The 22690-nt window shown below is 72.3% G+C and carries 20 protein-coding genes; 6 read left to right on the forward strand and 14 right to left on the reverse strand.

All coding sequences use genetic code 11. The features are described from left to right. Window positions 1-23: 23 nt before the first annotated feature. The 4 genes from AB0M30_RS06695 to AB0M30_RS06710 are packed head-to-tail and all read right to left on the reverse strand — an operon-like array spanning window position 24 to window position 3652. On the reverse strand, window positions 24-569 hold the full coding sequence (locus AB0M30_RS06695) for an NUDIX hydrolase (RefSeq protein ID WP_364580797.1): 546 nt from the start codon (window positions 567-569) through the stop codon (window positions 24-26). Beyond that, window positions 566-1978, reverse strand: coding sequence for a coenzyme F420-0:L-glutamate ligase (locus AB0M30_RS06700; protein ID WP_364580799.1), 1413 nt, complete (start codon window positions 1976-1978; stop codon window positions 566-568). Before AB0M30_RS06700 ends, AB0M30_RS06695 begins: the two co-directional genes overlap by 4 nt. Further along, entirely contained in the window at window positions 1905-2903 is a 999-nt protein-coding gene (gene cofD / locus AB0M30_RS06705) for a 2-phospho-L-lactate transferase (RefSeq protein WP_364580802.1), read from the reverse strand. The genes AB0M30_RS06700 and cofD overlap by 74 nt, the downstream gene beginning before the upstream one ends. Beyond that, window positions 2900-3652, reverse strand: a complete 753-nt coding sequence (locus AB0M30_RS06710; RefSeq protein WP_364580804.1) for a GNAT family N-acetyltransferase — start codon at window positions 3650-3652, stop codon at window positions 2900-2902. The genes cofD and AB0M30_RS06710 overlap by 4 nt, the downstream gene beginning before the upstream one ends. A 60-nt stretch (window positions 3653-3712) precedes the next feature. Here AB0M30_RS06710 and AB0M30_RS06715 point away from each other — a divergent pair, with 60 nt between their 5' ends. The 3 genes from AB0M30_RS06715 (at window position 3713) to dapC (ending at window position 5428) form a co-directional block, all read left to right on the forward strand. Further along, complete coding sequence (locus AB0M30_RS06715) at window positions 3713-3910, forward strand: hypothetical protein (protein ID WP_364580806.1); 198 nt, start codon at window positions 3713-3715, stop codon at window positions 3908-3910. A 109-nt stretch (window positions 3911-4019) separates the two neighbouring features. After that, window positions 4020-4340: a ferredoxin gene (gene fdxA, locus AB0M30_RS06720; RefSeq protein WP_103344199.1), complete on the forward strand. Its 321-nt coding sequence runs from the start codon at window positions 4020-4022 to the stop codon at window positions 4338-4340. Beyond that, window positions 4337-5428, forward strand: coding sequence for a succinyldiaminopimelate transaminase (dapC, locus tag AB0M30_RS06725; RefSeq protein WP_364580809.1), 1092 nt, complete (start codon window positions 4337-4339; stop codon window positions 5426-5428). The genes fdxA and dapC overlap by 4 nt, the downstream gene beginning before the upstream one ends. On the opposite strand, the gene AB0M30_RS06730 is transcribed toward dapC, so the two are convergent. Then, on the reverse strand, window positions 5422-6039 hold the full coding sequence (locus AB0M30_RS06730) for a TetR/AcrR family transcriptional regulator (RefSeq protein ID WP_364580811.1): 618 nt from the start codon (window positions 6037-6039) through the stop codon (window positions 5422-5424). The two genes, dapC and AB0M30_RS06730, sit on opposite strands and share 7 nt — an antisense overlap. A gap of 81 nt (window positions 6040-6120) precedes the next feature. Here AB0M30_RS06730 and AB0M30_RS06735 point away from each other — a divergent pair, with 81 nt between their 5' ends. Continuing rightward, entirely contained in the window at window positions 6121-7527 is a 1407-nt protein-coding gene (locus tag AB0M30_RS06735; protein ID WP_364580813.1) for an FAD-dependent monooxygenase, read from the forward strand. Window positions 7528-7612: 85 nt separating this feature from the next. On the opposite strand, the gene AB0M30_RS06740 is transcribed toward AB0M30_RS06735, so the two are convergent. From AB0M30_RS06740 to AB0M30_RS06750, 3 genes are read right to left on the reverse strand one after another with little or no spacing between them, the layout of a single operon-like run. Continuing rightward, a complete protein-coding gene (locus tag AB0M30_RS06740; RefSeq protein ID WP_364580815.1) occupies window positions 7613-8551 on the reverse strand; it encodes a CHAD domain-containing protein in 939 nt (312 codons plus the stop codon). Window positions 8552-8578: 27 nt separating this feature from the next. After that, window positions 8579-9562 carry a 2,3,4,5-tetrahydropyridine-2,6-dicarboxylate N-succinyltransferase gene (gene dapD / locus AB0M30_RS06745; protein WP_364580818.1) on the reverse strand — a complete coding sequence of 328 codons (984 nt, stop codon included), beginning with the start codon at window positions 9560-9562 and terminating at the stop codon, window positions 8579-8581. A 28-nt stretch (window positions 9563-9590) separates the two neighbouring features. Further along, entirely contained in the window at window positions 9591-10001 is a 411-nt protein-coding gene (locus AB0M30_RS06750; protein ID WP_364581240.1) for a hypothetical protein, read from the reverse strand. A 44-nt stretch (window positions 10002-10045) separates the two neighbouring features. Here AB0M30_RS06750 and dapE point away from each other — a divergent pair, with 44 nt between their 5' ends. Together dapE and AB0M30_RS06760 are read left to right on the forward strand one after the other, a co-directional pair. Further along, a complete protein-coding gene (dapE, locus tag AB0M30_RS06755) occupies window positions 10046-11116 on the forward strand; it encodes a succinyl-diaminopimelate desuccinylase (RefSeq protein WP_364580820.1) in 1071 nt (356 codons plus the stop codon). 184 nt (window positions 11117-11300) lie between these two features. Continuing rightward, window positions 11301-12113 carry a DUF3152 domain-containing protein gene (locus tag AB0M30_RS06760; RefSeq protein ID WP_364580823.1) on the forward strand — a complete coding sequence of 271 codons (813 nt, stop codon included), beginning with the start codon at window positions 11301-11303 and terminating at the stop codon, window positions 12111-12113. On the opposite strand, the gene AB0M30_RS06765 is transcribed toward AB0M30_RS06760, so the two are convergent. The 6 genes from AB0M30_RS06765 to AB0M30_RS06790 form a co-directional block, all read right to left on the reverse strand. After that, window positions 12110-13162, reverse strand: coding sequence for a chitinase (locus AB0M30_RS06765; RefSeq protein WP_364580826.1), 1053 nt, complete (start codon window positions 13160-13162; stop codon window positions 12110-12112). The genes AB0M30_RS06760 and AB0M30_RS06765 overlap by 4 nt on opposite strands. Window positions 13163-13300: 138 nt before the next feature. Continuing rightward, window positions 13301-14905, reverse strand: coding sequence for a M28 family peptidase (locus AB0M30_RS06770; protein WP_364580829.1), 1605 nt, complete (start codon window positions 14903-14905; stop codon window positions 13301-13303). An 85-nt stretch (window positions 14906-14990) separates the two neighbouring features. Next, entirely contained in the window at window positions 14991-17255 is a 2265-nt protein-coding gene (locus AB0M30_RS06775) for a M4 family metallopeptidase (RefSeq protein WP_364580832.1), read from the reverse strand. Window positions 17256-17562: 307 nt separating this feature from the next. Next, window positions 17563-18828: a helix-turn-helix transcriptional regulator gene (locus AB0M30_RS06780; protein ID WP_364580835.1), complete on the reverse strand. Its 1266-nt coding sequence runs from the start codon at window positions 18826-18828 to the stop codon at window positions 17563-17565. 72 nt (window positions 18829-18900) lie between these two features. Then, complete coding sequence (locus AB0M30_RS06785; RefSeq protein WP_364580837.1) at window positions 18901-20922, reverse strand: M4 family metallopeptidase; 2022 nt, start codon at window positions 20920-20922, stop codon at window positions 18901-18903. Window positions 20923-21315: 393 nt separating this feature from the next. Continuing rightward, entirely contained in the window at window positions 21316-22620 is a 1305-nt protein-coding gene (locus tag AB0M30_RS06790; protein WP_364581243.1) for a helix-turn-helix domain-containing protein, read from the reverse strand. Window positions 22621-22690 lie beyond the last annotated feature (70 nt).

Here is a 22690-nt window from a genome sequence, read left to right on the forward strand (position 1 = left end):
TCCCTCCCTCTCCGCGAACCAGGCTATCGCCCGGCACCGACAGGAACGGCCGCTTTCACCAGATCGGCGAGATCTTCCGACCCGGCGGGCAGCGCGTCCGCCGGCCACCACCGCAGGTCGTCGGACTCGTCGCTGCGCACCGGCGAGGCCCCCGGCGGGGCGTGCACCGCGAACCGGACGTCGAAGTGCCGGGTCGGTACGCCCAGCGAGCACGTGATCGGGTGGACGTCCAGGTGCACCGGCTCGGCGGAGATCCGCAGCCCGGCCATCCCCGACTCCTCGGTGGCCTCCCGCAGCGCCGCCCCGGCCAGTGACGTGTCCGACGGCTCGCAGTGGCCGCCGAGCTGCAGCCACCGCCCGACGCGCGGGTGCAGCGTCAGCAGCACCCGCGTGCCCGTGTGGTCCAGGACCACCGCCGACGCCGTCAGGTGCCCGGCCTCGCACGACCGCTGACAACTGTCCGAACGAGCGGCCAGGAAACCGAGGAACGCCTGGCGCAGCGACTCCTGGGAAGCGTCAGCAGGCCGCCACGACGAAAGCGTCGTGACGGCGTCCGCGTGCAGGCTCACAGTTCCAGCAGCCCTTCGCCGGCCAGGGCTGGGCCGCGCGGGTCCGGCTCGGTGAGCGGGACGCCGATGGCGACCGAGCCCAGCGGCTGCCAGCGCTCGTCGAGGCCCAGGACTTCGCGGACGACGTCGGCGGCGAAGATCGTCGAGCCGATCCAGCACGAACCCAGGCCCTCGGCCGCCAGCGCGACCAGCAGGCCCTGGACCGCGGCGCCGCCGGCCACGGTGAACATCGTCTTCTCGCAGTCGTTGCGGCGCTCGTCGCGGTAGGTGTGCGCGCCGTCCGGCACGAGGAAGGGGATGACGACTTCCGGGGCCCGGTACAGGATGTCGCCGCGGCTGAGCCGCTTCGCGATCTGCTCCGGCGTGAAGTCGTCCCCGGACAGGTCGGCCTGCCACGACTCGCGCATCGCGTCGAGCAGCTTCTTCCGGACGCCGGAGTCGCGCAGCCAGACGAACCGCACCGGGTGCGTGTGGTGCGGCGCGGGCGCGGTCAGCGCGGAGCCGACGGCCCGCCGGATCGAGGTGGGGGAGACCGGCTCGTCCGCGAAGTGCCGCACCGAACGGCGGGCCGGGACGGCTTCGCGCCGGCCCTGCGCGACGGCTTCGTTGACGCCCAGCCGGAAGAGGTCCTCCTCCAGCGGCCGGATCAGGTTCCGCGCGGTCGAGCCGTCGTCCTCCAGGGAGAGCCCGCGGACCACCGCCACCGGCGTCCCGCCCAGCTTGCCCTTGACCAGGTCGGCGGCCGCGGCGAGCTCGTCGGCGACGGCGACCTCGGTGACGGCCAGCTCGTTGCCCTGCCCGTCGACCTGTCCCTGGTAGGCGTGCAGCACGCGCAGCCCGGACGAGCCGATGGCGGCGTCGGTCTGCCCGACCCGCCACGCCCGGCCCATCGTGTCGGTGACGACGACGGCGACCTCGACGCCGAGCCGCTCGCGCAGCCCGTTGCGCAGCGCCAGCGCCGAAGCGTCCGGGTCGACGGGCAGCAGCGCGACCTCGTCACCGGCCACATTGGACGCGTCGATCCCGGACGCGGCCTGCACGATCCCCAGGTGGTTCTGGGTGATCACCGTGCGCGCGATCCGCGCGACGATCCGCACGGCCTCCTGCTCGACGAGCTTCCGGCGTTCGGCGTCGCGGGCTTCCGGGTCCGGCGGCACGCGCACGAGCCTGCCCTCGGTCTTGGAGACGATCTTGCTGGTCACGACCAGGACGTCACCGGAGCGCAGCCAGGGCGAGGCGGCCACGATCGCGCCGGTCAGGTCGTCGCCGGGGCGGAACTCCGGCAGCCCGGTGACGGGCAGGATCTCCAGCTTCGGGGCGGCGTGGTCAGCGGTGTCAGCGGTGTCGGTCAACGGGGGCTCCAGCCAGTTCGAGAGCGGCGCGGGCCATCGCCGCGGTCGCGTCCACATCGGACATCAGCAGCGGGACGTCGCGGACGGTCACGCCCGGCACGTCCGCCGTCTCGCCTTCGGCGATCAGCCAGCCGTCGAGCACGCCGTCGGCCTTGCGCGAGCCGTAGTGCCGGCCCACCGCCTCGGCCGACGTCTCGACGCCGATCGCGGTCAGGCACGCGTCGGCCATCCCGCGAAGCGCCTTGCCGCCGATGATCGGCGACACCCCGACGACACCGGCTGACGTCTTGCGCAGCGCGTCCCGGACACCCGGCACGCCCAGCACGGTGCCCACCGACACGACCGGGTTCGACGGCGCGAACAGCACCGCGTCCGCCCCGGAGATGGCCTCCAGCACGCCCGGTGCCGGCTTGGCCTCGTCGGCCCCGACCGCGACGATCGAGTGCGCCTTCGGCTCGGCGCGGTAGCGCACCCACCACTCCTGGAAGTGGACGGCCTTCTGCTGGCCGTCCTGCTCCGGGTCGTCGATCACGACGTGCGTCTCGACCCGGTCGTCCGACATCGGCAGCAGCCGGACGCCGGGCTGCCAGCGGTCGCACAGGGCCTCGGTGACCGCCGAGAGCGGGTAGCCCGCGCGCAGCATCCGCGACCGGATCAGGTGGGTGGCGATGTCCTTGTCGCCGAGGCCGAACCAGGTCGGCTCGGCGCCGTAGGCGGCCAGCTCCTCCTTGACGACCCAGGTCTCGCCCGAGTGCCCCCAGCCGCGGTCTTTGTCGATCCCGCCGCCCAGGGTGTACATGCAGGTGTCCAGGTCCGGACAGATCCGCAGCCCGTGCATCCAGACGTCGTCGCCGGTGTTGACCAGCGCCGTCACCTCGTGCTCGGACTCGGAGGCACCTTCCGGTGCCATGCCCAGCGCTGCCTTGACACCCAGCAGGAAGCGGGCCCCGCCCACTCCGCCGACCACTACCACGATCTTCACGACGTCGAATCCTCGCACGAGCCGGGTGCGGGCACCCAGTACCGGTATCTGTGGTGCGGGGCGTAGCCGAGCCCCGCGTAGAGCGCGAGCGCGCCCGAATTCCCCTCCGCGACCTGCAACACCGCGTGGTCCGCTCCGTGTTCCGCACCCCAGGTCTGCACGGCGCCCATCAGCGCCGACGCCAGCCCGCGGCGGCGGAAGGCGGGGTGCACCGCCAGCCGCCCGACGTGCAGCCAGTCGTCGACCAGGGCGGCGCGGACGGCGCCGGCGACGCTGCCCTCGATGACCGCGACGCCGTAACCGACCTTCCCGCCGGTGAGGACCTGCCGCGCGGCGGGGGTGTCCTCGTCCGGGCGCAGCGTGAGCTCCCACCAGCCGGGCCCGGGCTCGTCGCCCACCGTGACGCCGGGGACGGCGGGCGCGGGGACCAGCGGGGCGGTGAGCACCTCGACCTCGTGGCCGGCACCGTGCCCGGTGGCCGGCACCCACCCGGCCGCGGCGATCGCGCGTTCGTTCGGGCTGTCCCGGACCACCTGAACCATCGGGGGGATCCCCCGATCGTGGGCGAAATCACACACCGCGCGCAGGGTCCCGGCGAGCGGGCGGCCGGCGTCGCCGACGGCGAGTGCGCTGTTGGCGCGCCCGGTGAACCCGCCTGCCCAGCGCAGGCGCCACTCGCCCAGGGTCTCCTCCGCCAGGGGTGGCCATGCTTTGCTGCAGGTGAGTTCGAGCTTCTCGCGGGCGTTCACCGCTAGATTGTGACGGAGACGGTGAACGTCGCGGGAGCGGATTTCCGCAGGAGGTGTGGCGTGGGTATCCAGCGCAAGGACGAGCGGCACAACGAGAAGGTCGTCGACGAGATCGCCGAAGGGTTCAACCGAGCCGTGGGGGAGAAGAAGCCCGGAAGTGACACACCCGGAACCGGCGCGAGCGAGGCCCCCAAGCCGCGCTTCGTCATCACCGGTGACGCCCGGGCCACCCCGCCCCCGCGCCGCCGCCAGAGGTGAGCTCCATACCCCGGGTATGGCTAAGGCTTGCCTCACCGACCGAACGGGTGCCGACGCCGCGTAATGTCGGCACCGACTGGCTGTTTGCTGAGAAAAGCAGGAGTGCGCAGTGACCTACGTGATCGCCGAGCCCTGCGTCGACGTGCTCGACAAGGCGTGTATCGACGAGTGCCCCGTGGACTGCATCTACGAGGGCGAGCGGATGCTGTACATCCACCCGGACGAGTGCGTCGACTGCGGCGCCTGCGAGCCGGTGTGCCCGGTCGAGGCGATCTACTACGAGGACGACGTCCCGGACACCTGGTCGGACTACACCAAGGCGAACGTCGACTTCTTCGACGAGCTGGGCTCGCCCGGCGGTGCGTCCAAGGTGGGCAAGACCGCGCACGACCCGGCCTTCATCAAGGCGCTGCCCCCGCAGGGCGAATGAACCGGATCGCGCTGCCCGACTTCCCCTGGGATTCGCTCGCCGAGGTCAAGGCCACGGCTCAGGCGCATCCCGGTGGGGTCGTCGACCTCTCCATCGGCACGCCGGTCGACCCGGTCCCGGCCGGCATCCGCGAGGCCCTCGCGTCGGTCTCGGAGATCCCCGGGTACCCGACCACCCACGGCATCCCGGCGCTGCGGGAAGCCGCGCGCGGAGCGCTTTCGCGGCGGCACGGCGTCGACGGCGTCGAGCCGGACGCCGTGCTGCCGACGATCGGGTCCAAGGAGGCCGTGGCCTGGCTGCCGCGGCTGCTCGGCTTCGGCCCCGGCGACGTCGTCGTCATCCCGGAGCTGGCGTACCCGACGTACGAGGTCGGCGTGCTGCTGGCCGGCGCGTCGATCCTGCGGTCCGACGGCCTGACCGCGCTCGGCCCGCAGAAACCGGCGATGATCTGGCTGAACTCGCCGTCCAACCCGACCGGCCAGGTGCTGCCCGTCGAGCACCTGCGCAAGGTCGTCGAGTGGGCACGCGAGCGGGACGTCGTCGTGGTCTCCGACGAGTGCTACCTGGCGCTCGGCTGGGAGGCCGACCCGCTGTCGGTGCTGCACCCGGACGTCTGCGACGGCCGGGCCGACGGGCTGATCGCGGTGCACTCGCTGTCGAAGTCGGCGAACCTGGCCAGCTACCGCGCCGGGTTCCTGACCGGTGACCCCCGCCTGATCGCGCAGCTGCTCGAAGTCCGCAAGCACGCGGGCATGATCGTGCCGCGCCCGGTCCAGGAGGCGATGGTCGCCGCCCTGACCGACGACGAGGCCCTGCGCACGCAGCGCGAGCGCTACGCCCGTCGCCGCCTCGTCCTGCGGAAGGCGCTGCTGGACAACGGCTTCCGCATCGACCACTCCGAAGCGGGGCTCTACCTCTGGGCGACCAGGGACGAGGACGCCGCCGCGACGGTCCGGTGGCTGGCCGACTGCGGGATCCTGGTCGCGCCGGGGACGTTCTACGGCCCGAAGGGCGGCAAGCACGTCCGCGTCGCGCTGACCGCGACGGACGAGCGCGTCGACGCCGCCGTGGAGCGCCTGACTCAGTAGTCGCGGCCGGTGAGGCCCCGGTAGACGAACCGGGTCAGCAGCTCGACGGCTTCTTCGTCGGTCGGTGGTGTCCAGTCCGGCGGTGAGCCGTGCAGCCACGTCGCCGCGAAGGCGTCGACCAGGTTGTACATCAGCATCCCGCAGCGGTCCGGCGTCGTGGGCAGCTTCAGCCCGGCGCGGGTGATGTGCGCGAGGTGGTCGTCGAGGTCGGCGGCCTGGGACGCGCCGAACTGCGCGAGCGTGCGTGCGAACGACTCGCTGACCATCGCCGCCTGGCGCAGGGCCAGCATGGTCGCGGCGTTCTCCCGGTAGAAGGTCCAGTACTGCCGGACGTGCCAGCGCACGGCCGCCGGGTCGCTGAAGTCGGTCAGGTGGTCCTCGCTGTCGGCGCTCTCGTCGCCGGACGCCGCGATGTCGGCCATGAGCGCTTCGAGCAGCTCTTCCTTGCCCGCGAAGTGGTTGTAGAACGACCCCGCGGCCCGGCCCGCCTCGGCGGTGATGTCGGTGATCTTCGTGTTCAGGTAGCCCTTCCGGGCGAAGACGCGCTTGGCCGCGGCCTTGAGCGCGACCTCGGTCTCCGCGGCCTTTTCCTTGCGGCTCGTCGCCGTCATCGCCACCTCCCTTGACACGGGACGCTAGCAGCGTCATTCTGAATTGAGATTCACTGAACTTAAATTCACTGGGAGGGTGACATGGACACACGGGTGCTGATCGCGGGAGCGGGACCGACCGGGCTGACGCTGGCCATCGAGCTGGCGCGGCGGGACGTCGCCGTGCGGATCATCGACAAGGCCGAGACCTGCTTCGTGGGCTCGCGCGGCGACGGGTTGCAGCCGCGCACGCTGGAGGTGTTCGAGGACCTGGGCGTGCTCGACGCGGTGCTGGCCGCGGGCATGGCCCCGGTGCCGATGAAGATCCACCTCGGCGGCGAGGTGGTGGGCGAGCGGATGATGTTCGACCCGGTCGAGCCGACGCCGTCACGGCCGTACGCGACCGGCTGGTTCCTGGGCCAGTCGCAGACCGAGGGGATCCTGCGCGACCGGCTGGCCGAGTTCGGCGTGCGGGTCGAGCTCGCGACCGCGCTGACCGGCTTCGACCAGGACGCCGACGGTGTCACGGCGACGCTGAGCACGGGCGAAACCGTCCGCGCGGAGTACCTGGTCGGCGCGGACGGCGGCAAGAGCTTCGTGCGCAAGGCGCTGGGGATCGCGTTCGAGGGCACGACCGACGAGTCGATCCGGATGCTGCTCGGCGACGTCCGGGCCGACGGCCTCGACCGGAACTACGGCCACTGGTTCGCGACCCCGGACGAGCCGATGAACGGCATGTCGTTCAGCCCGCTGCCGGGCACGCCGCACTTCCAGTTCGGCGCGGCGCTCGGCGACGGCGAGACCGACGTCGAGACGGCGTTGCCGGCGGTCCAGGCCCGGCTCGACGCGGTGAGCGGCGGCACGGTCAAGCTGACCGACCTGGCCTGGTCGACGGTGTGGCGGCCGAACGTCCGCTTGGCGGCCCGCTTCCGCGACGGCCGGGTGTTCCTGGCCGGCGACGCGGCGCACGTCCACCCGCCGACGGGCGGGCAGGGGCTGAACACCGGCGTCCAGGACGGCTACAACCTGGGCTGGAAGCTCGCGGACGGGGCACCGGAGCTGCTGGACAGCTACGAAATCGAGCGGAGGACGGTCGCGGCCCGGGTGCTCGGGGTGACGGCCGGGATCCTGCAGAAGTACGTCGACGGGGACGACGACGCCCACCACCGCGGCGAGGAGACGAACCAGCTGAACATCACCTACCGCGGCGGCCCGCTGTCACCGGCCGGGACGGGCGGGCTGCGGCCGGGCGACCGGGCGCCGGACGCCCCGCTGGCCGACGCGAACGGCAAGCGGGTGCGGCTGTTCGAGCTGTTCCGCGGCCCGCACGCGACGGAGCTGCTGTTCGGGGCGGGCGAGACGCCGGGGTACCGGATCCTGCCGGCGGGGAGCGTGGCGACGGGAACGGACCTGGTCGACGAAGGCGGCCACGCGTATGCGGCTTATGAGGCTTCGGAGGGCCGGCGGGTGCTCATCCGGCCGGACGGGTACGTCTGGTCGATCTCCTGAGCGGGCCGGCCGGTGCCGCGAATGACTCATTCGGGACCTCCGAGGTCCCGAATGAGTCATTCGCGACCTTCGGGGGTGCGCGGGCTCAGGCGTGGAGGGCCTTGGCGGCCGAGTCCACCGCTTTCCACGACTTCCGCCAGACCGCGCGGACCTCGGCGCGGCGGCTCAGCTCACGCTCGGCGATCCGGCCGGCGACGAACCCCATCGGGCCGTCCGCCGACTCCAGGACCGTGCGTATCCGCTCGGCCGCGATCACCGCGTCCTGGTGCTCACCGAGCACCGTCTGGAAGTCCTTCGTCGCCTTGAGCAGCTGCTTGATCTTCGCCGTCTGCTTCTTCTTCGCCGACGTCTGGGCCAGCTCGGCCGCGTAGCGCAGCTTCTTGCCGTGGATGCGCAGCGCGTGCAGGTCGTCGTCCGGCGGGTCGGCGGGCAGGGCGCGGACGGCCTTGGTGAGCTTGCGGTGCGGCTTCGCCAGCCCGGCGATCAGGTCGTGCGGCTTCCCGGTCGCCGCCGCGGCCGCCGCGCCGTCCCGCGTCAGCAGGCTCACCTCGCGCAGCAACGTCGAATACCGGGCACTCGACAGCGCCCGCGTCAGGCGCCGCTTCGCCGAGGCGCGCTCGGTGACGAACTTCGACACCAGGCGGCGGCCGGCCGCCTGGTCGCGGACCTCGAAGCCGGCGATGACCTCGCGCAGGTGCCCGATCAGCACGTCGTAGTCGCGCACCTCGCCGAGGGACTGGCCGAGCCAGCCCAGCTCCGCGCGCACCGGTTCGGCGCCGTCGCCGACCAGCTCGCCGGACAGCTTCAGCACGCTGCGCATCCGCCGCAGGGCGACGCGCATCTGGTGCAGGTCTTCCGGGTCCACGCCGGAGCGCGTGCCGGGTTCGTGCGCGAGCAGCGCGCGGATCTCCCGGTCGAGCTTGGCGCGGACGTGGTGGACCGCCGGGTCGGCCGGACGCGCTTCGACGGGCGCGTCCGGCAAGCCCAGCTCGGCCGGCGTCCGGCGGAACGATTCGGTGGTCACCCCTGGATGGTAGGTGACCGATCGCCCTCAGTCGTTGGCGTGCAGCGCCGCGTTCAGCTCGACGCCGGAGCCGGTCCGCGGCACGACCTCGACCGCGCCCGTCCCCGAGTTCCGCCGGAAGACCGCGCCCGAAATGCCGTTGAGCTCGCGGGCCTTGACGACCTTGCCCTCGACGACGACCTTCGTGCCCGCCGTGACGTACAGCCCCGCCTCGACGACCGAGTCGTCACCGAGCGAGATGCCCACGCCGCCGTTCGCGCCGATCAGGCAGCGCTCGCCCAGGGAGATCGTTTCCTTGCCGCCGCCGGACAGCGTGCCCATGATCGACGCGCCGCCGCCGACGTCCGAGCCGTCGCCGACGACCACGCCGGCCGAAATCCGGCCCTCGACCATCGACGCGCCGAGCGTGCCGGCGTTGAAGTTGACGAAGCCCTCGTGCATCACGGTCGTGCCGGAGGCCAGGTGCGCGCCGAGCCGGACGCGGTCGGCGTCGCCGATCCGGACGCCGGACGGCAGGACGTAGTCGACCATCCGCGGGAACTTGTCGACGCTGTAGACGGTCACCGGGCCGCGCGCCCGCAACCGCAGCCGGGTCGTCTCGAAGCCTTCGACCGGGCACGGGCCGTGGTTGGTCCACACGACGTTGGCCAGCAGGCCGAACATGCCGTCGAGGTTCTGGCCGTGCGGGCGGACCAGCCGGTGCGAGAGCAGGTGCAGCCGCAGGTACATGTCGTGGGTGTCCGCGGGCGCGTCGGCCAGCCTGCCGATCGTGGTGCGGACGGCGACGACCTCGACCCCGCGGTCGGTGTCCGGGCCGAGCAGCGCCGCGGCGGCTTCGCCGAGCAGCTCCTTCGCCTCGTCCGCGCCGAGTCGTTCGGTGCCGGCGGTGCCGCTTTCGGTCAGCTTCGGGTGCGGGTACCAGGTGTCGAGGACCGTCCCGTCGGTGGTGACGGTGGCCAGCCCGACGCCGCTGGCGCCGGTCGTTTCGGGGTTCGGGCTCTGCTCGCTCACGGCCCTCACCGTAGTGGAGTGACGCGGATCAACCACTCGTGGGCCGGGCGTCTACCTGCTTCTTCAGGCCCGCGAGGGCGCCGGCGATGTCGACGAGCGCCTGCGAGCAGGGACCGCCCGGAGCCGGGACGGTGGTGCAGCCCGCGCCCCGGAACGACCCGACGGCCTGCTCCAGCTTGCCGGCCTCGGCGACCAGCTGCGGGTCGCGGTCGTCCGCGCGCTTGCGGGCCGCACCCGGCACGTTGGCGACCTCCGTGACGTACTTCTCGCAGCCCTTCGGCAGCTGCGTGCGCGGGCTGGCGTAGCACTGGTCCGCGGTCAGCGCGTCCAGCTTGGTCGGGAGCGCGTCCGGCCCGGGCTCCCCGGCCCGCGGCCGGGGCGCCGGGCCGGCCTCGTTCCCGCAGCCCGACAGGACCAGGACCAGCAACGCGCCGCTCACGGCGACCGGGAACTTGGGCACACCCCCACGGTAGCGTGCGGGGCATGAGCCTCGACCTGCACGCCGACCCGGTGGACCTGACCGCAGCGCTGGTGGACATCTTCAGCGTGTCCGGCGCCGAGGCCGAGATCGCGACCGCGGTGCAGGACGCGTTGCGGGCGCAGGCCCCGCACCTCGAAGTCGTCCGCAACGGCGACACCGTCCTCGCGCGGACCAGCCTCGGCCGCGCGTCGCGGGTCGTGCTGGCCGGGCACCTGGACACCGTGCCCGAAAACGGCAACCTGCCTTCGCGGCGCGAAGGCACCGGTGACGAAGAGATCCTGCACGGCCTCGGCACGGTCGACATGAAGGGCGGCGACGCGGTCTTCCTGCACCTGGCGGCCACGCTGCCTTCGCCCAAGCACGACGTCACCTTCGTGTTCTACGACAACGAAGAGGTCGAAGCGGTCAAGAACGGCCTCGGCCGGATCGAGCGCGAGCTGCCGGAGTGGCTGGCCGGCGACCTGGCGATCGTCGGTGAGCCGTCGAACGGCGTGATCGAGGCCGGCTGCCAGGGCACCATGCGGGTCGAGCTGCGGCTCGCGGGGAAGCGGGCGCACACCGCGCGGGCGTGGATGGGGGAGAACGCGATCCACGCGCTCGCCGAGCCGCTGCGCCGGCTGGCGGAGTACACCCCGCGGATCGTCGACATCGACGGCCTGACCTACCGCGAAGGCCTCCAGGCGACGGCGATCAGCGGCGGCGTGGCGGGCAACGTGGTCCCGGACGCGGCGGTGCTGACGGTGAACCACCGCTTCGCCCCGGACCGCGACCCGGCGGCGGCCGAGCGGCACCTGCGCGAGGTCTTCGACGGTTTCGAACTGTCCGTTGTGGACTTGTCCCCGGGCGCGCTGCCGGGCCTGTCGGCTCCGGCGGCGGCGGAACTGGTGGCGGCGGCCGGCGGCCGCGCGGCGGCCAAGCTGGGCTGGACCGACGTGGCGCGCTTCGCGGCGCGCGGCATGCCGGCGGTGAACTTCGGCCCGGGCAACCCGACGTTGGCCCACACGAAGCAGGAGCACGTCCGGACGGCGGAGATCCGCCAGGTGACGGACGTGCTCCGCAAGTTCCTGGCCTGAGTCCCAAGCGCCCCAATGTGGCCTTGGTTGCGTTCAACGCACCGAAGGCCACCTTGGGGCGCTGTGGCGGTCGTCACACGTGTGGGTCCTGAGCTGCGGTGACGCTCCGCCACCGCAGGTCACCGCAACTTTTCCCGCGCGCGGCCCGTATGTCCTTCTGAAGCCGTGCACCCCGGGAGGACCCATGCCGAAAACCGCGAGACGAGCCGCGGCGGTGGCCGTGCTCGCCCTGGCGGTGGGCGCGGGGGTGGCCGCCTGCGGGGAAGGGCAGCCCGTGGCCGCGCCGGCGGCCGGGCCGATCCGCACCGCCATCGGGGACGCCACCTCGATCCCGCCGCCGCCGGCCGAGCGGGAGCCCGTGACGCAGAGCGCCCCCGCCGCCGAGGCCGCCATCACCTTCCCGCGGACCGGGTCCGGGCAGTGGATGTTCACCCCCGGCAACGACGAGGTCGCCGGGACGTCCGGCCGGCTGATGCGCTACCGGATCGCCATCGAGACCGACATCGACGGCGTCGGGCCCGCCGAGTTCGCCAAGGACATCCGCACCATCCTCGGCGACCCGCGCGGCTGGACCGCCGGCGGCCAGTGGCGGCTGCAGCAGGTCGGGCCGGCCGACATGGCCGACTTCACCCTCTACCTCGCCACCCCGGCCAGCCGCGACAGGCTGTGCGGCGGCACGCCGGACAGCTACACCTCCTGCCGCAACGGCAGCAACGTCGTGCTCAACGTCGCCCGCTGGGCCAACGCCGTCCCGAACTACGGCGCCCCGCTCGAGGCCTACCGGCAGTACATGGTCACCCACGAGACCGGGCACCGGCTCGGCCAGGGCCACGAGCTGTGCCCGGGCCCGGGCCGGCCGGCGCCGGTGATGGAGCAGCAGACGCTCGGGCTGCACGGCTGCGTCCCGAACCCGTGGCCGTTCCCGGACGGTGGCGGCCGCGAATACGCCGGCCCGGCGGGCGAGTACGACGACCCGATCCCGGCCGGCGACTCCTAGCGGCCCTGCAGGGACTTGACGTTGTCGCCGAACGTCCAGCCCTTCGAGCCGTCCCAGTTGATCGACCAGTCCATCAGGCCCTTGAGGCCGGAAACCGACCGCCACGCCTGGGAAACCAGGCTCGGGGACAGGTACCCGCCGCCCGCGCCCGGCTGGGCGGGCAGGCCGGGGACCTGCTTGTCGTAGGGCACGCGGATCGTCGTGCCCTGCACGACCAGGCCCTGGTTCAGGCACTGCGTCTGCACGGTGAAGCCCTGCACGGTCCCGGCCTGGTAAGAATCGCCGGAGCAGCCGTACATGGATCCGTTGTAGTACTGCATGTTCAGCCACCACAGGCGGCCGTTGTCCGCGTACTTCTTGATGATCGGCAGGTACGCGCCCCAGATCGAGCCGTAGGCGACGCTGCCGCCGGTCACGTACGCGGTCTCCGGCGCCATCGTGAGCCCGAAGTTCGACGGCATCTGCGCGAGCACGCCGTCGATGATCCGGATCAGGTTCGACTGCGACGCCGAGAGCGTCTTGATGTTCCCGCTGTTCGTCAGGCCGGTCTCGATGTCGATGTCGATCCCGTCGAAGTTGTACTGCTTCAGGATCGGCACGACCGTGGCGACGAACCGGTCGGCCACCGCCGACGACGAGAGGTCGATCCCGGCGGCCGCGCCGCCGATGGACAGCAGGATCGTCGCGCCCGCGGCCTTCGCCGCGCACATCTCGGCGGGCGTCGACACCTTCACGCCGGCGTCCATCCCGTTCTCCCACAACACCGTGCCGTCGGAGCGGATCACCGGGAAGGCGGCGTTGACGACGTTGTAGCCGTGCTGCGCCATCCGGCTGTCGGTGATCGGGACCCAGCCCAGCCCGGGGTGGACGCCGTTCGCGGCGCCGTCCCAGTTTTCCCAGTACCCCTGGAGGACCTTGCCCGCGGGCCGGGATTTCACCGCGCACGTGTCGGCCTGCACCGCCCCCTGCGCGGGGGCCGGCACGAGCAGCGGGACGGCCAGCACCGCGGCCAGAAGGGTTCCGAACAAGCGGGTTCTGCGACCGGACATACCGGCTCCCATCGTCGTTGAGGGGCGTACGCGGCGTGTCCGTCCACGATAAGGACCGGGGGAAAGTGCTGACTACCTACGAACGGGTGGTCTAGACAACTCGGGGGCGCCCCGCGAGGGACGCCCCCGAGTCAACGGTCAGACGGTCAGCGTCCAGGAGGACAGGTAACCGGTGTCGGCCGGGCCGACGTCCTTGATCTGCAGCTTCCACGCGCCGTTCGCGGCCTCCGAGGAGGCGTTGACGGTGTAGGTGGTGTCGAGGTTCGGCGTCGAGTCGCTGCTGGAGTTCTTCAGCCGGTACGCCGTGCCGTCCGGGGCGACCAGGTCGAGGACCAGGTCACCGCGGTAGGTGTGGGTGATGTGCACCTCGACCTTGGTGGCGTTCGACGCGTTGCGCGCGCAGCCGCCGACGGTCGCCGGGCTGGTCACCGCGGCACCCGGGTAGTCCGGGATGTCCAGCCGCGTCGAGTTGGTCACCGGCGCGCAGGACGAGCTGCCGACGCCGAGCGAGAACGTCGCCGTGTGGTCGGCGTTCGCGCCGTCCGCGGTGACCGTGACCGGGAAGGTGCCGGTCGGCGTCGAGGCGGACGTCGTGATGGTCAGTGTCGAACTGCCGCCCGAGGAGATGGTGGCCGGGCTGAACGACGCCGTCGCGCCCGCGGGCAGGCCGGAGGCGGACAGCGAAATCGACTGCGCCGAGCCGGACGTCGTCGCGGTGCCGACGGCGACCTGCAGCGACTGTCCCGGTTGGACGGTGCCGGACGCCGGGTTCAGCGAGACGGAGAAGTCGTTGCCCTGGGTGGTGGCGACGGCCAGCTTCCACAGCGCGTACCCGATCGCGTCGCTGTTCTTCTCCAGCGGCGGGTCCGGGATGTTCGCGGTCGTGTCGCAGGCACGGTGGTAGCAGTTGTCGAACGGCGAACCGGCGGTGCCGCCCCACTTCTGCGCCTGCGCCGAGCTCTTGATGTCGCCGGCGCCGGTGGCCAGGCCGCCGACCGGGATGCCCGCGCTCTTGAAGGACGCGTGGTCGGACCGGCCGTCGCCTTCGCTGTCGCCCTCGGTCTGGATGCCGATGGAGGAGAAGTACTCGTCGAAGATCGCCTTCACCGAAGCGACGTCGTCGTAGACGAAGTAGCCCCAGTTCTTCGAGCCGATCATGTCGAAGTTGAGGTAGGTCTTGATCTTCGTGCGCTCGCTGCTCGGCAGGTTGTTGACGTAGTACTTCGAACCGATCAGGCCGGACTCTTCGTCGGCCCACCAGCCGAACCGGACGCGCTTGGCCATCGCCGGGTTGGTGCGGGCCAGCGTCAGCGCGACCTCGAGGATCGACGCGCTGCCCGAGCCGTTGTCGTTGATGCCGGGGCCGGCGCTGACGGAGTCGAGGTGCGCGCCGAGCATGATGACCTGGCTCGCGTCGCCCTGCGGCCACTCCGCGATGAGGTTCTGCGACTGCCCGAGGCAGCTGGTGCAGGTCTGGCGGGTGGTAGTGTAGCCGGCGTTCTTGAGCAGGTTTTCCACATAGGACACCGAGGCCGCGTACCCGCCGCCGCGCGCCGAGCGGGTGCCGCCGTTGTTGTTGGCGATGGTCTGCAGCTGGTTGAGGTGCCCCTTGATGTTGGCCAGCGAGATGTCCGGTGCGGCGAGGGCGGTGGCGGGCGCGGCGGTGGCCGCCGGCGCGCTCACGACGCCCAGCACGGCGGCGAGGGCGGTGACCCCGGCGCCGAGTCGTGTCTTCCACTTCATGGCGGTGAATTCCTTCGGTGGGGGTTGGGGACAACGACCGTGAAGGCCGCACCTGGCTGGTGCGGCCTTCACGGGGTCGGGGGTGCTACACGGTCAACGTCCAGGAGGACAGGTAACCGGTGTCGGCCGGGCCGACGTCCTTGATCTGCAGCTTCCACGCGCCGTTCGCGGCCTCCGAAGAAGCGTTGACGGTGTAGGTGGTGTTGATGTTCGGCGTCGAGCTGCTGCTGGAGTTCTTCATGCGGTAGCTGGTGCCGTCCGGGGCGATCAGGTCGAGGACCAGGTCACCGCTGTAGGTGTGGGTGATGTGCACCTCGACCTTGGTCGTGCCGGACGCGTTGCGCGCGCAGCCGGACACGGTGCTGGTGCTGCTGACCGCGGCACCCGGGTAGTCCGGGATGTCGAGCCGGGTCGAGTTGGTCACCGGGGCGCACGAGGACGTGGTCCCGACGGTCAGGGCGTAGGTCGCGGTGTGGTCGGTGCTGGCCCCGTCGGCGGTGATGGTGATCGGGAAGCTGCCGGTCGGGGTCGACGACGTCGTCGCGATGGTCAGCGTCGAGCTGCCGCCCGAGGAGATCGTCGCCGGGCTGAACGTCGCGGTCGCGCCGGCGGGCAGGCCCGAGGCGGACAGCGTGATCGACTGGGCCGCGCCCGAGGTGATCGCGGTGCTGATCGTGGTGGTCGCCGAGGCGCCCGGCTGCACGGAACCCGAAGCCGGGTTCAGCGCGACCGAGAAGTCCGGCCCGCCGCCGCTGCACGACGTCGGTTCACCGCTGGCGGTGGTGACGGAGACGGCGTCCCACGCGGCCTTGGTGGCGTTGTACTCGGTGCAGCTGCCCGGGAAGAGCGCGATCGCGGCTTCGAGGGTCGCCTTGCGGGCGGCCTTGTGGTTCCACGACGAGGTCTTCTTCAGCAGGCCGTTGTAGAAGATCTTGCCGGCCTTCTGGATGCCGATGCCGGTGACCGACGAGCTGTTGCAGGTCGGGCTGGCGGGCTTGCCGCCACCCGGGTTCGAGCCCTCGGCCAGCAGGTAGAACCAGTGGTTCTGCGGGCCCGCGGCCGCGTGCACCTCGGTGCTCGGGATCGACGACGAGTAGCAGTTCGAGTCCCCGACCTTGGACGGCTGGTACATGTAGCGGATCGGGCCCTGGCCGACCAGGTTGACGCCCTCGCCGACCTCGTAGTCCGGGGTGTCCTTGGCGTTGTTCGCGTACGCCTCGGTCAGCGCGCCGAAGATGTCACCGGTCGACTCGTTCATGCCGCCGTTCTCGTTGCCGGAACCGGCACCGCCCGGGGTGAACTGGAAGACGCCGTGGCCGAACTCGTGGCCGACGACGTCCATCGAGGTGGCCTGGCGCTGGTTGTCCTGCGAGTGCCCGAAGTGCGTCGACGAGCCGTTCCAGTAGGCGTTGACGTCGGCCAGGCCGACGCTGGCGGGGTAGCCGGTGCCGCTGCCGTTGATGCCATTGCGGCCGAGCCAGTCGGCGAGCATCTTCCACTCGGTCTGGACGCTGTAGAGGACGTCGACGCAGCCGGTCTCGAGATCCGTGCCGGAGCCGTTGCCCCAGTTGTTGTCCGGTCCACTGTAGACGGAACCGCCCTCGCGGCCGCAGCTGATGCCGGTGCGGCCCGGGTCACGCATCGTGTACGTGCTGCCGGACTGCGTCGTGTCGATGGCGACGTTCCCGACGTAGTAGCTGTTGCCCGTGCCGGCGACGTTCACCGTGGCGGGCTGCGCCTGGCCCTTCGCCCCGGAGGCGAACGTCTTCACGTCGTCCCGCTTGTCGAGCACCGCACCGGTCGCCGCGTCGACGAACACGTGCAGGTTGCTCGGTGCCGTGGCGGTGCGCCCGGCGACGACGACTTCGTAGGCCAGCTTCGGGCTCGTCCCGGCCAGCACCACCTTCTCCGGCGTGCTCACACTGTCCACAGTGGGCAGTTGAGCGCGGGCGGTGGCGGCGGCTTTCGCCGCGTCGACCAGGGCTTGGGTCCCGACCGTGATGGCCGCGGTCTCGGCCGCACTGGTGCCGCGGACGCGCCCGGCGCCGTCCGCGACGACCACCGCGTCCCCGCCCACGACCCGGAGGCCCTGGTAGGTGCGCTGGTAGGCGCCGTAGAAGAGGCCACCGCCACCGGCGGTGAGGCCGATGCGCTGGAACGATTCGGCCGGGCCGCGGCGCAGGGCGTCGAGACCGCTGGCGGCCGCCTGGTCGGCGGCGCGGGCGGCGGCCGCTTCGGGAGCGGCGGGCTGGGCTGGGGAAGCTGCGCTCGCCGGGGTCACCGGTAACGCGAGCGTCATGGCGAGCCCGGCGGCAGCCGCCAAGCCCGTGCTGAACCCACGATGGGTCATCGAGGTCTTCCTTCCATGAAGGCAGAATCGAGGTCCGGTAAGGGAAAGGGAGAGGTGTCCGGCGGGCTAACAGCAGGTATGCGTCCGGACGCATCCGAGTAAAGGATCAGCGGATCGGGGCGTCAATGCGCCGAACGGACCAACGGCACGTTCCGGATTATCGAATCAATTCGTACAAACCCCGCCGCAGCAGGGGATTCGCGCCGCGTTCCACGCCGGAACGACTTTCGTAGGGATTGTCGGCGACACCATCCGAACGCCGGATGATCTCGATCAACGGGATTCGTTAGTACCGCTCAGAATCGCTTCAGCCGTCTTCCGCGCCCAGCGCGATGAGCCCGTTCCGCAGCACGTCCGCCGCCTCCGCCTGCTTCCCGGTCTCGCCGAGCAGTTCGCTCAACGGCCGCAGCGCGCGGACCAGCACCCCGCGCGCGCCCAGGCCGGTGGCCAGCTCGACGGCGGCCCGCAGGTCCTCGGCCGCGCGGCGCGCGTCGCCGCGGGCCCTGGCCAGCGAGCCCAGCTGCAGCCGCAGCTCCGCGGCCAGCGCCGTGCCCGCCACGACCGCCGGGCGGACCTGGTCGAGCAGCGCCGCCGCCGTCTCCACCCGGCCCGCCGCGAGGTACTCCGCGGCGAGCTCGACGGTGATCGCCGGGACGTCGCCCGGCCACGCCGTCTCCCGCGCCGCCCCGAGGTCGGCCAGCGCGCCCTCGACGTCACCCGACCGGCCGCGGACCCGGGCCCTGGCCAGCAGGCAGTACGCCATCGCCGGGTGCAGCGCCCGTTCCTGCATCAGGTCGTAGGCCGCGGCGACCGACGCGGCGGCGTCGGCGAACCGGTCCGCCGCCAGGTGGCTGCGGCACACCTCGACGTGACTGCGGGTCAGCTCCGCGAGCAGCGCCGGGCCGCCCCGGGTGAGCCGCAGCGCGGAATCGGCGTACTCGGCCGCCCGCTCCAGGTCGCCCTGGCGCAGGTGCCGCTCGGCCAGGCAGGCCCGCAGCGTCAGCAGCATCGACGGCTGCGGGTAGCCGTCGCGCAGCAGCTCGGCGTGGCAGGTTTCCAGCAGGTGCACCGAATACTGCACCTCACCCCACCCGGTGAGCACCGCCGCGCGCAGCGGCACGACCATCGCCCGCACCGGCGGCGGCTCGCCCGACAGGGCCGTCTCGGCGTCCGCGACGTACTTGGTGCGGACGTCGCCGGTCGAGTACCCGGCCAGCCACAGCAGCGCGATCCCCACCTGCCGCGGCCGGTCGAGGCGCTCGGCGCGGCGCCGGATCCGCTGCATCCGCGGGGTCGCGCGGCGGGCGTCGCCGGCCAGGAACCGGTCCGCCGTCTCGATCAGCTCGAGGTCGAGCTCGATCAGCTCCCGCGGCGACCGGCCGCCGAGCAGTTCGTCGGGGTCGATGCCGAGTTGCTGGGCGAAGAACCGCAGCGCGTCTCCCGACGGCGTCCGCGCGCCGGTCTCGACCGACGACACGTACGCCGCGGAGTATTGCGGCCCGGCGAGTTCGCGCTGCGTGAGCCCGCGTTCGGTGCGCAGCTCACGCAGGCGTTCGCCGACGCTCTCGCTCACACAGGTGCCTTTCCGCCGTGGAGGTCCAGGGTAAGCCGCGCGGTGGTGGCGTCCACCACCGCGCGGCCGCGATCAGCAGGCGCCGGCGTCGCTCCAGACGGCCCAGGAGCCGGGTGCGCCGGGTTCGGCCCCGGTCGAGTACCACAGCGACGTCCACTTGTGACCGTTGTGGCCCACGACGTCGTTCGGCACGTACGCCTTGGCGGAGTCCCACTCGGCGAGGCCGTCGCAGCCCGTCGGCGGCGGGGTGCCGGTGCCGACGGTGAGCGAGAACTGCGCGGTGTGGTCGGCGTCGGTGCCGTCGCCGGTGACCGTCACCTGGCTGGTGCCCTGCGGCGTGGTCGCCGAGGTGGTGATGGTCAGCGTCGACGTGCCGCCGGACTGCACGCTCGCCGGGCTGAAGGTCGCCTTCGCGCCCTCGGGAAGGCCGGTGGCCAGCAGCTGCACGGCCTGCGCGGAGCCCGAGGTGACCCGGGTGGTCACCGTGGTGGTCGCCGTCTGTCCGGGTTGGACGGACGCCGACGTCGGCGACAGCGTCAGCGAGTAGTCGTTGCCCGCGGGCGGCTGGCCGCTGCAGGTCGGCTCACCGCTGACGGCCGGGACGCTCACCGCGTCCCAGGCGGCCTTGGTGGCGGCGAACTCGGTGCAGCTGCCCGGGAACAGCGCGACGGCGGCTTCCAGGGTGGCCTTGCGGGCGGCCTTGTGGTTCCACGACGAGGTCTTCTTCAGCAGGCCGTTGTAGAAGATCTTGCCGGCCTTCTGGATGCCGATGCCGGTCACCGTCGAGCTGTTGCACGTCGGGCTGGCGCCGCTGCCCTGGGAAAGGAGGTAGAACCAGTGGTTCTGCGGGCCGGCGGCGGCGTGCACCTCGGTGCTCGGGATCGACGACGAGTAGCAGTTCGGGTCGCCGACCTTCGACGGGTTGTCCATGTAGCGGATCGGGCCCTGGCCGACGAGGTTGACGCCCTCGCCGACGGAGAAGTCCGGCCGGTCCACCGGGTTGTCGGCGTAGTACTCGGTCAGCGCGCCGAAGATGTCGCCGGTGGACTCGTTGAGCCCGCCGTTCTCGTTGCCCGAGCCGGCGCCGCCGGGGGTGGTCTGGAAGATCGCGTGGCCGAATTCGTGGCCGACGACGTCCATCGGCGTCGCCTGGCGGCGGTTGTCCTGCGAGTGCCCGAAGTGCGTCGAGGAGCCGTCCCAGTACGCGTTGACGTCGTTGAGGCCGACGCTCGCGCGGAACCCGCCGCCGGCCCCGTCGATGCCGTTGCGGCCGAGCCAGTCGCCGAGCATCTTCCATTCCGTCTGGACGCTGTAGAGCACGTCGACGCAGCCGGTCTCGAGGTCCGTGCCGGAGCCGTTGCCCCACGTGTTGCTGCTCTTCGTGAAGATCGAGCCGCCCTCGCGGCCGCAGGCGATGCCGCGGCGGCCGGGATCGGTCATCGAGTACGAGCTGCCGGAGCCGGAGGTGTCGATCGAGACGGTGCCGGCGTAGTAGGAGTTGCCGGTACCGGCTTCGCGGACGTCGTCGCGGGTGTCGAGGATCTTTCCCGTGGTGCTGTCGACAAAGACGTGCAGGTGGGTGGGCTTGCCGTGGTCGCGGCCGCTGACGACGACCTCGTAGGCGAGCGTCGGCGCGTCCCCGGCCAGCACGACCAGCTTCGGGGTGTCCACCCTGTCCACGGTGGACACCTTCCCGGCGGCGACCTTCGTCGCTTGCTCGGCCTTCAGGGCGGCCCGCGTGCCGACGGTGATCGGGGCGGTGTGCGCGGCTTCGGTGCCGCGCACGCGCCCGGCGCCGTCGGCGACGACCACCGCGTCGCCGCCGATGACCGGCAGGCCGTGGTAAGTGCGCTGGTAGGAGGCGAAGTAGAGCCCGCCGCCACCCGGGGTGACCCCGGTGCGGACGAAGGCCTCCTCGGCGCCCTTCGCGAGCCGGTCGGCGCCGTTGAGGGCGGCCTGGTCGGCGGCGCGGGCGGCGAGCGCCTCGGGCGGGGTGGCGGCGGGAGGTGCGGGAGCGGCGGCGGCCGGGATCGCCGGCACCGCGAACGTCAAGGCCAGGCCGGCGATCGCCGCCAGCCCACGTGGGGATCTCATGGGGAACCTTTCCGGGGACCGTGAGGAATGTGCCCCGCGCAATAACTGGTGTTATTGCGCCGGACGCGTCCGAGTAAAGGTTCCGTCCGCGGACGGGTCAATGGGCCGAACGGAGCAGCGCGGTCAAGTCCCGATCACGGGATCACGTGTAAAACCTCAGGTCGCGGCCACCTTGCGGACTGGTCTGAACCAATTCACAGACTTTCGTAGGAAAGTGCCTTTGGTCCGGACCACCGAGCCCGCTGGTCCGCCGTGCCCGGAGGGTCGGTCGGCGTACCCGGACAGTCGGTTCGCGTACCCAGGCGGTCGGTTGGCCAGCCGACCCTCCGGGTACGCGAGCCGACCCTCCAGGTACGCGAGCCGACCCTTCGGGTACGTGGGCCGACCGTCCGGTCAGGTGTCGGTGCCGGCGGCGGAGTCCAGGCCGCGGCGGTAGGCCTCGACGGCTTCGTCGAGATGACCACGTTGTCGGAGCGTGTCGCCGAGCCGCAGGGCCGTCGAAACCGCCGCGCCGTGGAGGGCCGCGCCGGTCTGGATCTCGAAGGCCTGGCGCAGCAGCCGGGTCGCCGTTTCCGGGTCGCCCTGGACCGCGGCGATCTGGCCCAGCAGGCTCGTCGCCTCGCCCAGCGACTCGACGTCCCGGGTCAGCAGCTCGCGGACCTCGGAAACCAGCGTCGCGGCCTCCTCCGGCGCGCCCTGCCGGAGCCGGACCTCGGCCAGCTCGAGCGTCGCCCCGGCGAAGCCTTCGTCCGCGCCGATCGCCGCCAGCTGGCCGCGGGCCGCCGTCAGTTCCGCGCGGGCTTCGTCGAGGCGGCCCAGGTGGCGCAGGAGGTAGCCGCGCGCCCAGCGGCAGCGGGCCGCGTCGCGGTCGAACCCGACCGACGCGAACAGCCGGCACGCCTCGGTCAGGTCCTCGTCCGCCCGGTCCGCGCGGCCGGTCGCGTGCCACACCTGCGACGCCTGCCGGTGGAACCGCGCGACGAAGTCCGGCCGGGTCGCCGCCCGCGCCAGCCGCCGGCCGTCCTCGGCCGCGCGGCGGGCCCGGTGCAGGCCGCCCATTTCCATCAGCGGGTGGATCAACGCGGTGAGCAGGCACAGCTCGGCGTCCGGGTCCGGCGGCCGGGTCGCCAGTTCGGCCTCGACCCGGGCGATCGCCGGTCCGGCGTCGCCGCTCTGGAACCGGCAGCCCGACCACCGGTGCACGATCATCGCCCGCAGCCACGGCGGGGCCGCGCCGGCCAGTTCCTCCGCGTGCTCCAGTTCCCGCTGCGCCCCCGCGACGTCGAAGAGCTGCCACCGCACCTCGGCCTGGCAGAACCGCGCGTAGCACTCGACGTCGTCCAGGTGGTAGCCCGCCGCCTGCTTGCCCACGGCGGCGAACCGCTCTTCCGCGTCGGCGATCCGGCCCTGCTCCAGGTCGCGATATCCCTCGTCCAGTGCGGCGCGCAGCTCGGCGGCGACGCCGGGCGGGCGGCCGAACCGCAGCTCGTCGACGGTCAGCCCGAGCCGCTGCGCCAGGTAGCCCAGCATCTCCTCCGACGGCGGGCGGCTGCCGGTTTCGACCTTCGCCAGGAAGCCGCGGTCGTAGCCCGGCTCGGCCAGCTCGCGCTGGGTCCAGCCGCGGCCGGTGCGCAGCCGCCGGATCCGCGCTCCGAGCGGTTCGGCGGGGGCACTGGTCACCTCCCCACGGTAGGTCATCGGCGCGGTGGCCGGGGAGACGGACATATTGCCGCCTCCGGGCGGCCCGGGACAACGTTCTCCGCTGCAG

The organism is Amycolatopsis sp. NPDC051716 (genome assembly GCF_040681595.1).
Lineage (GTDB): Bacteria > Actinomycetota > Actinomycetes > Mycobacteriales > Pseudonocardiaceae > Amycolatopsis.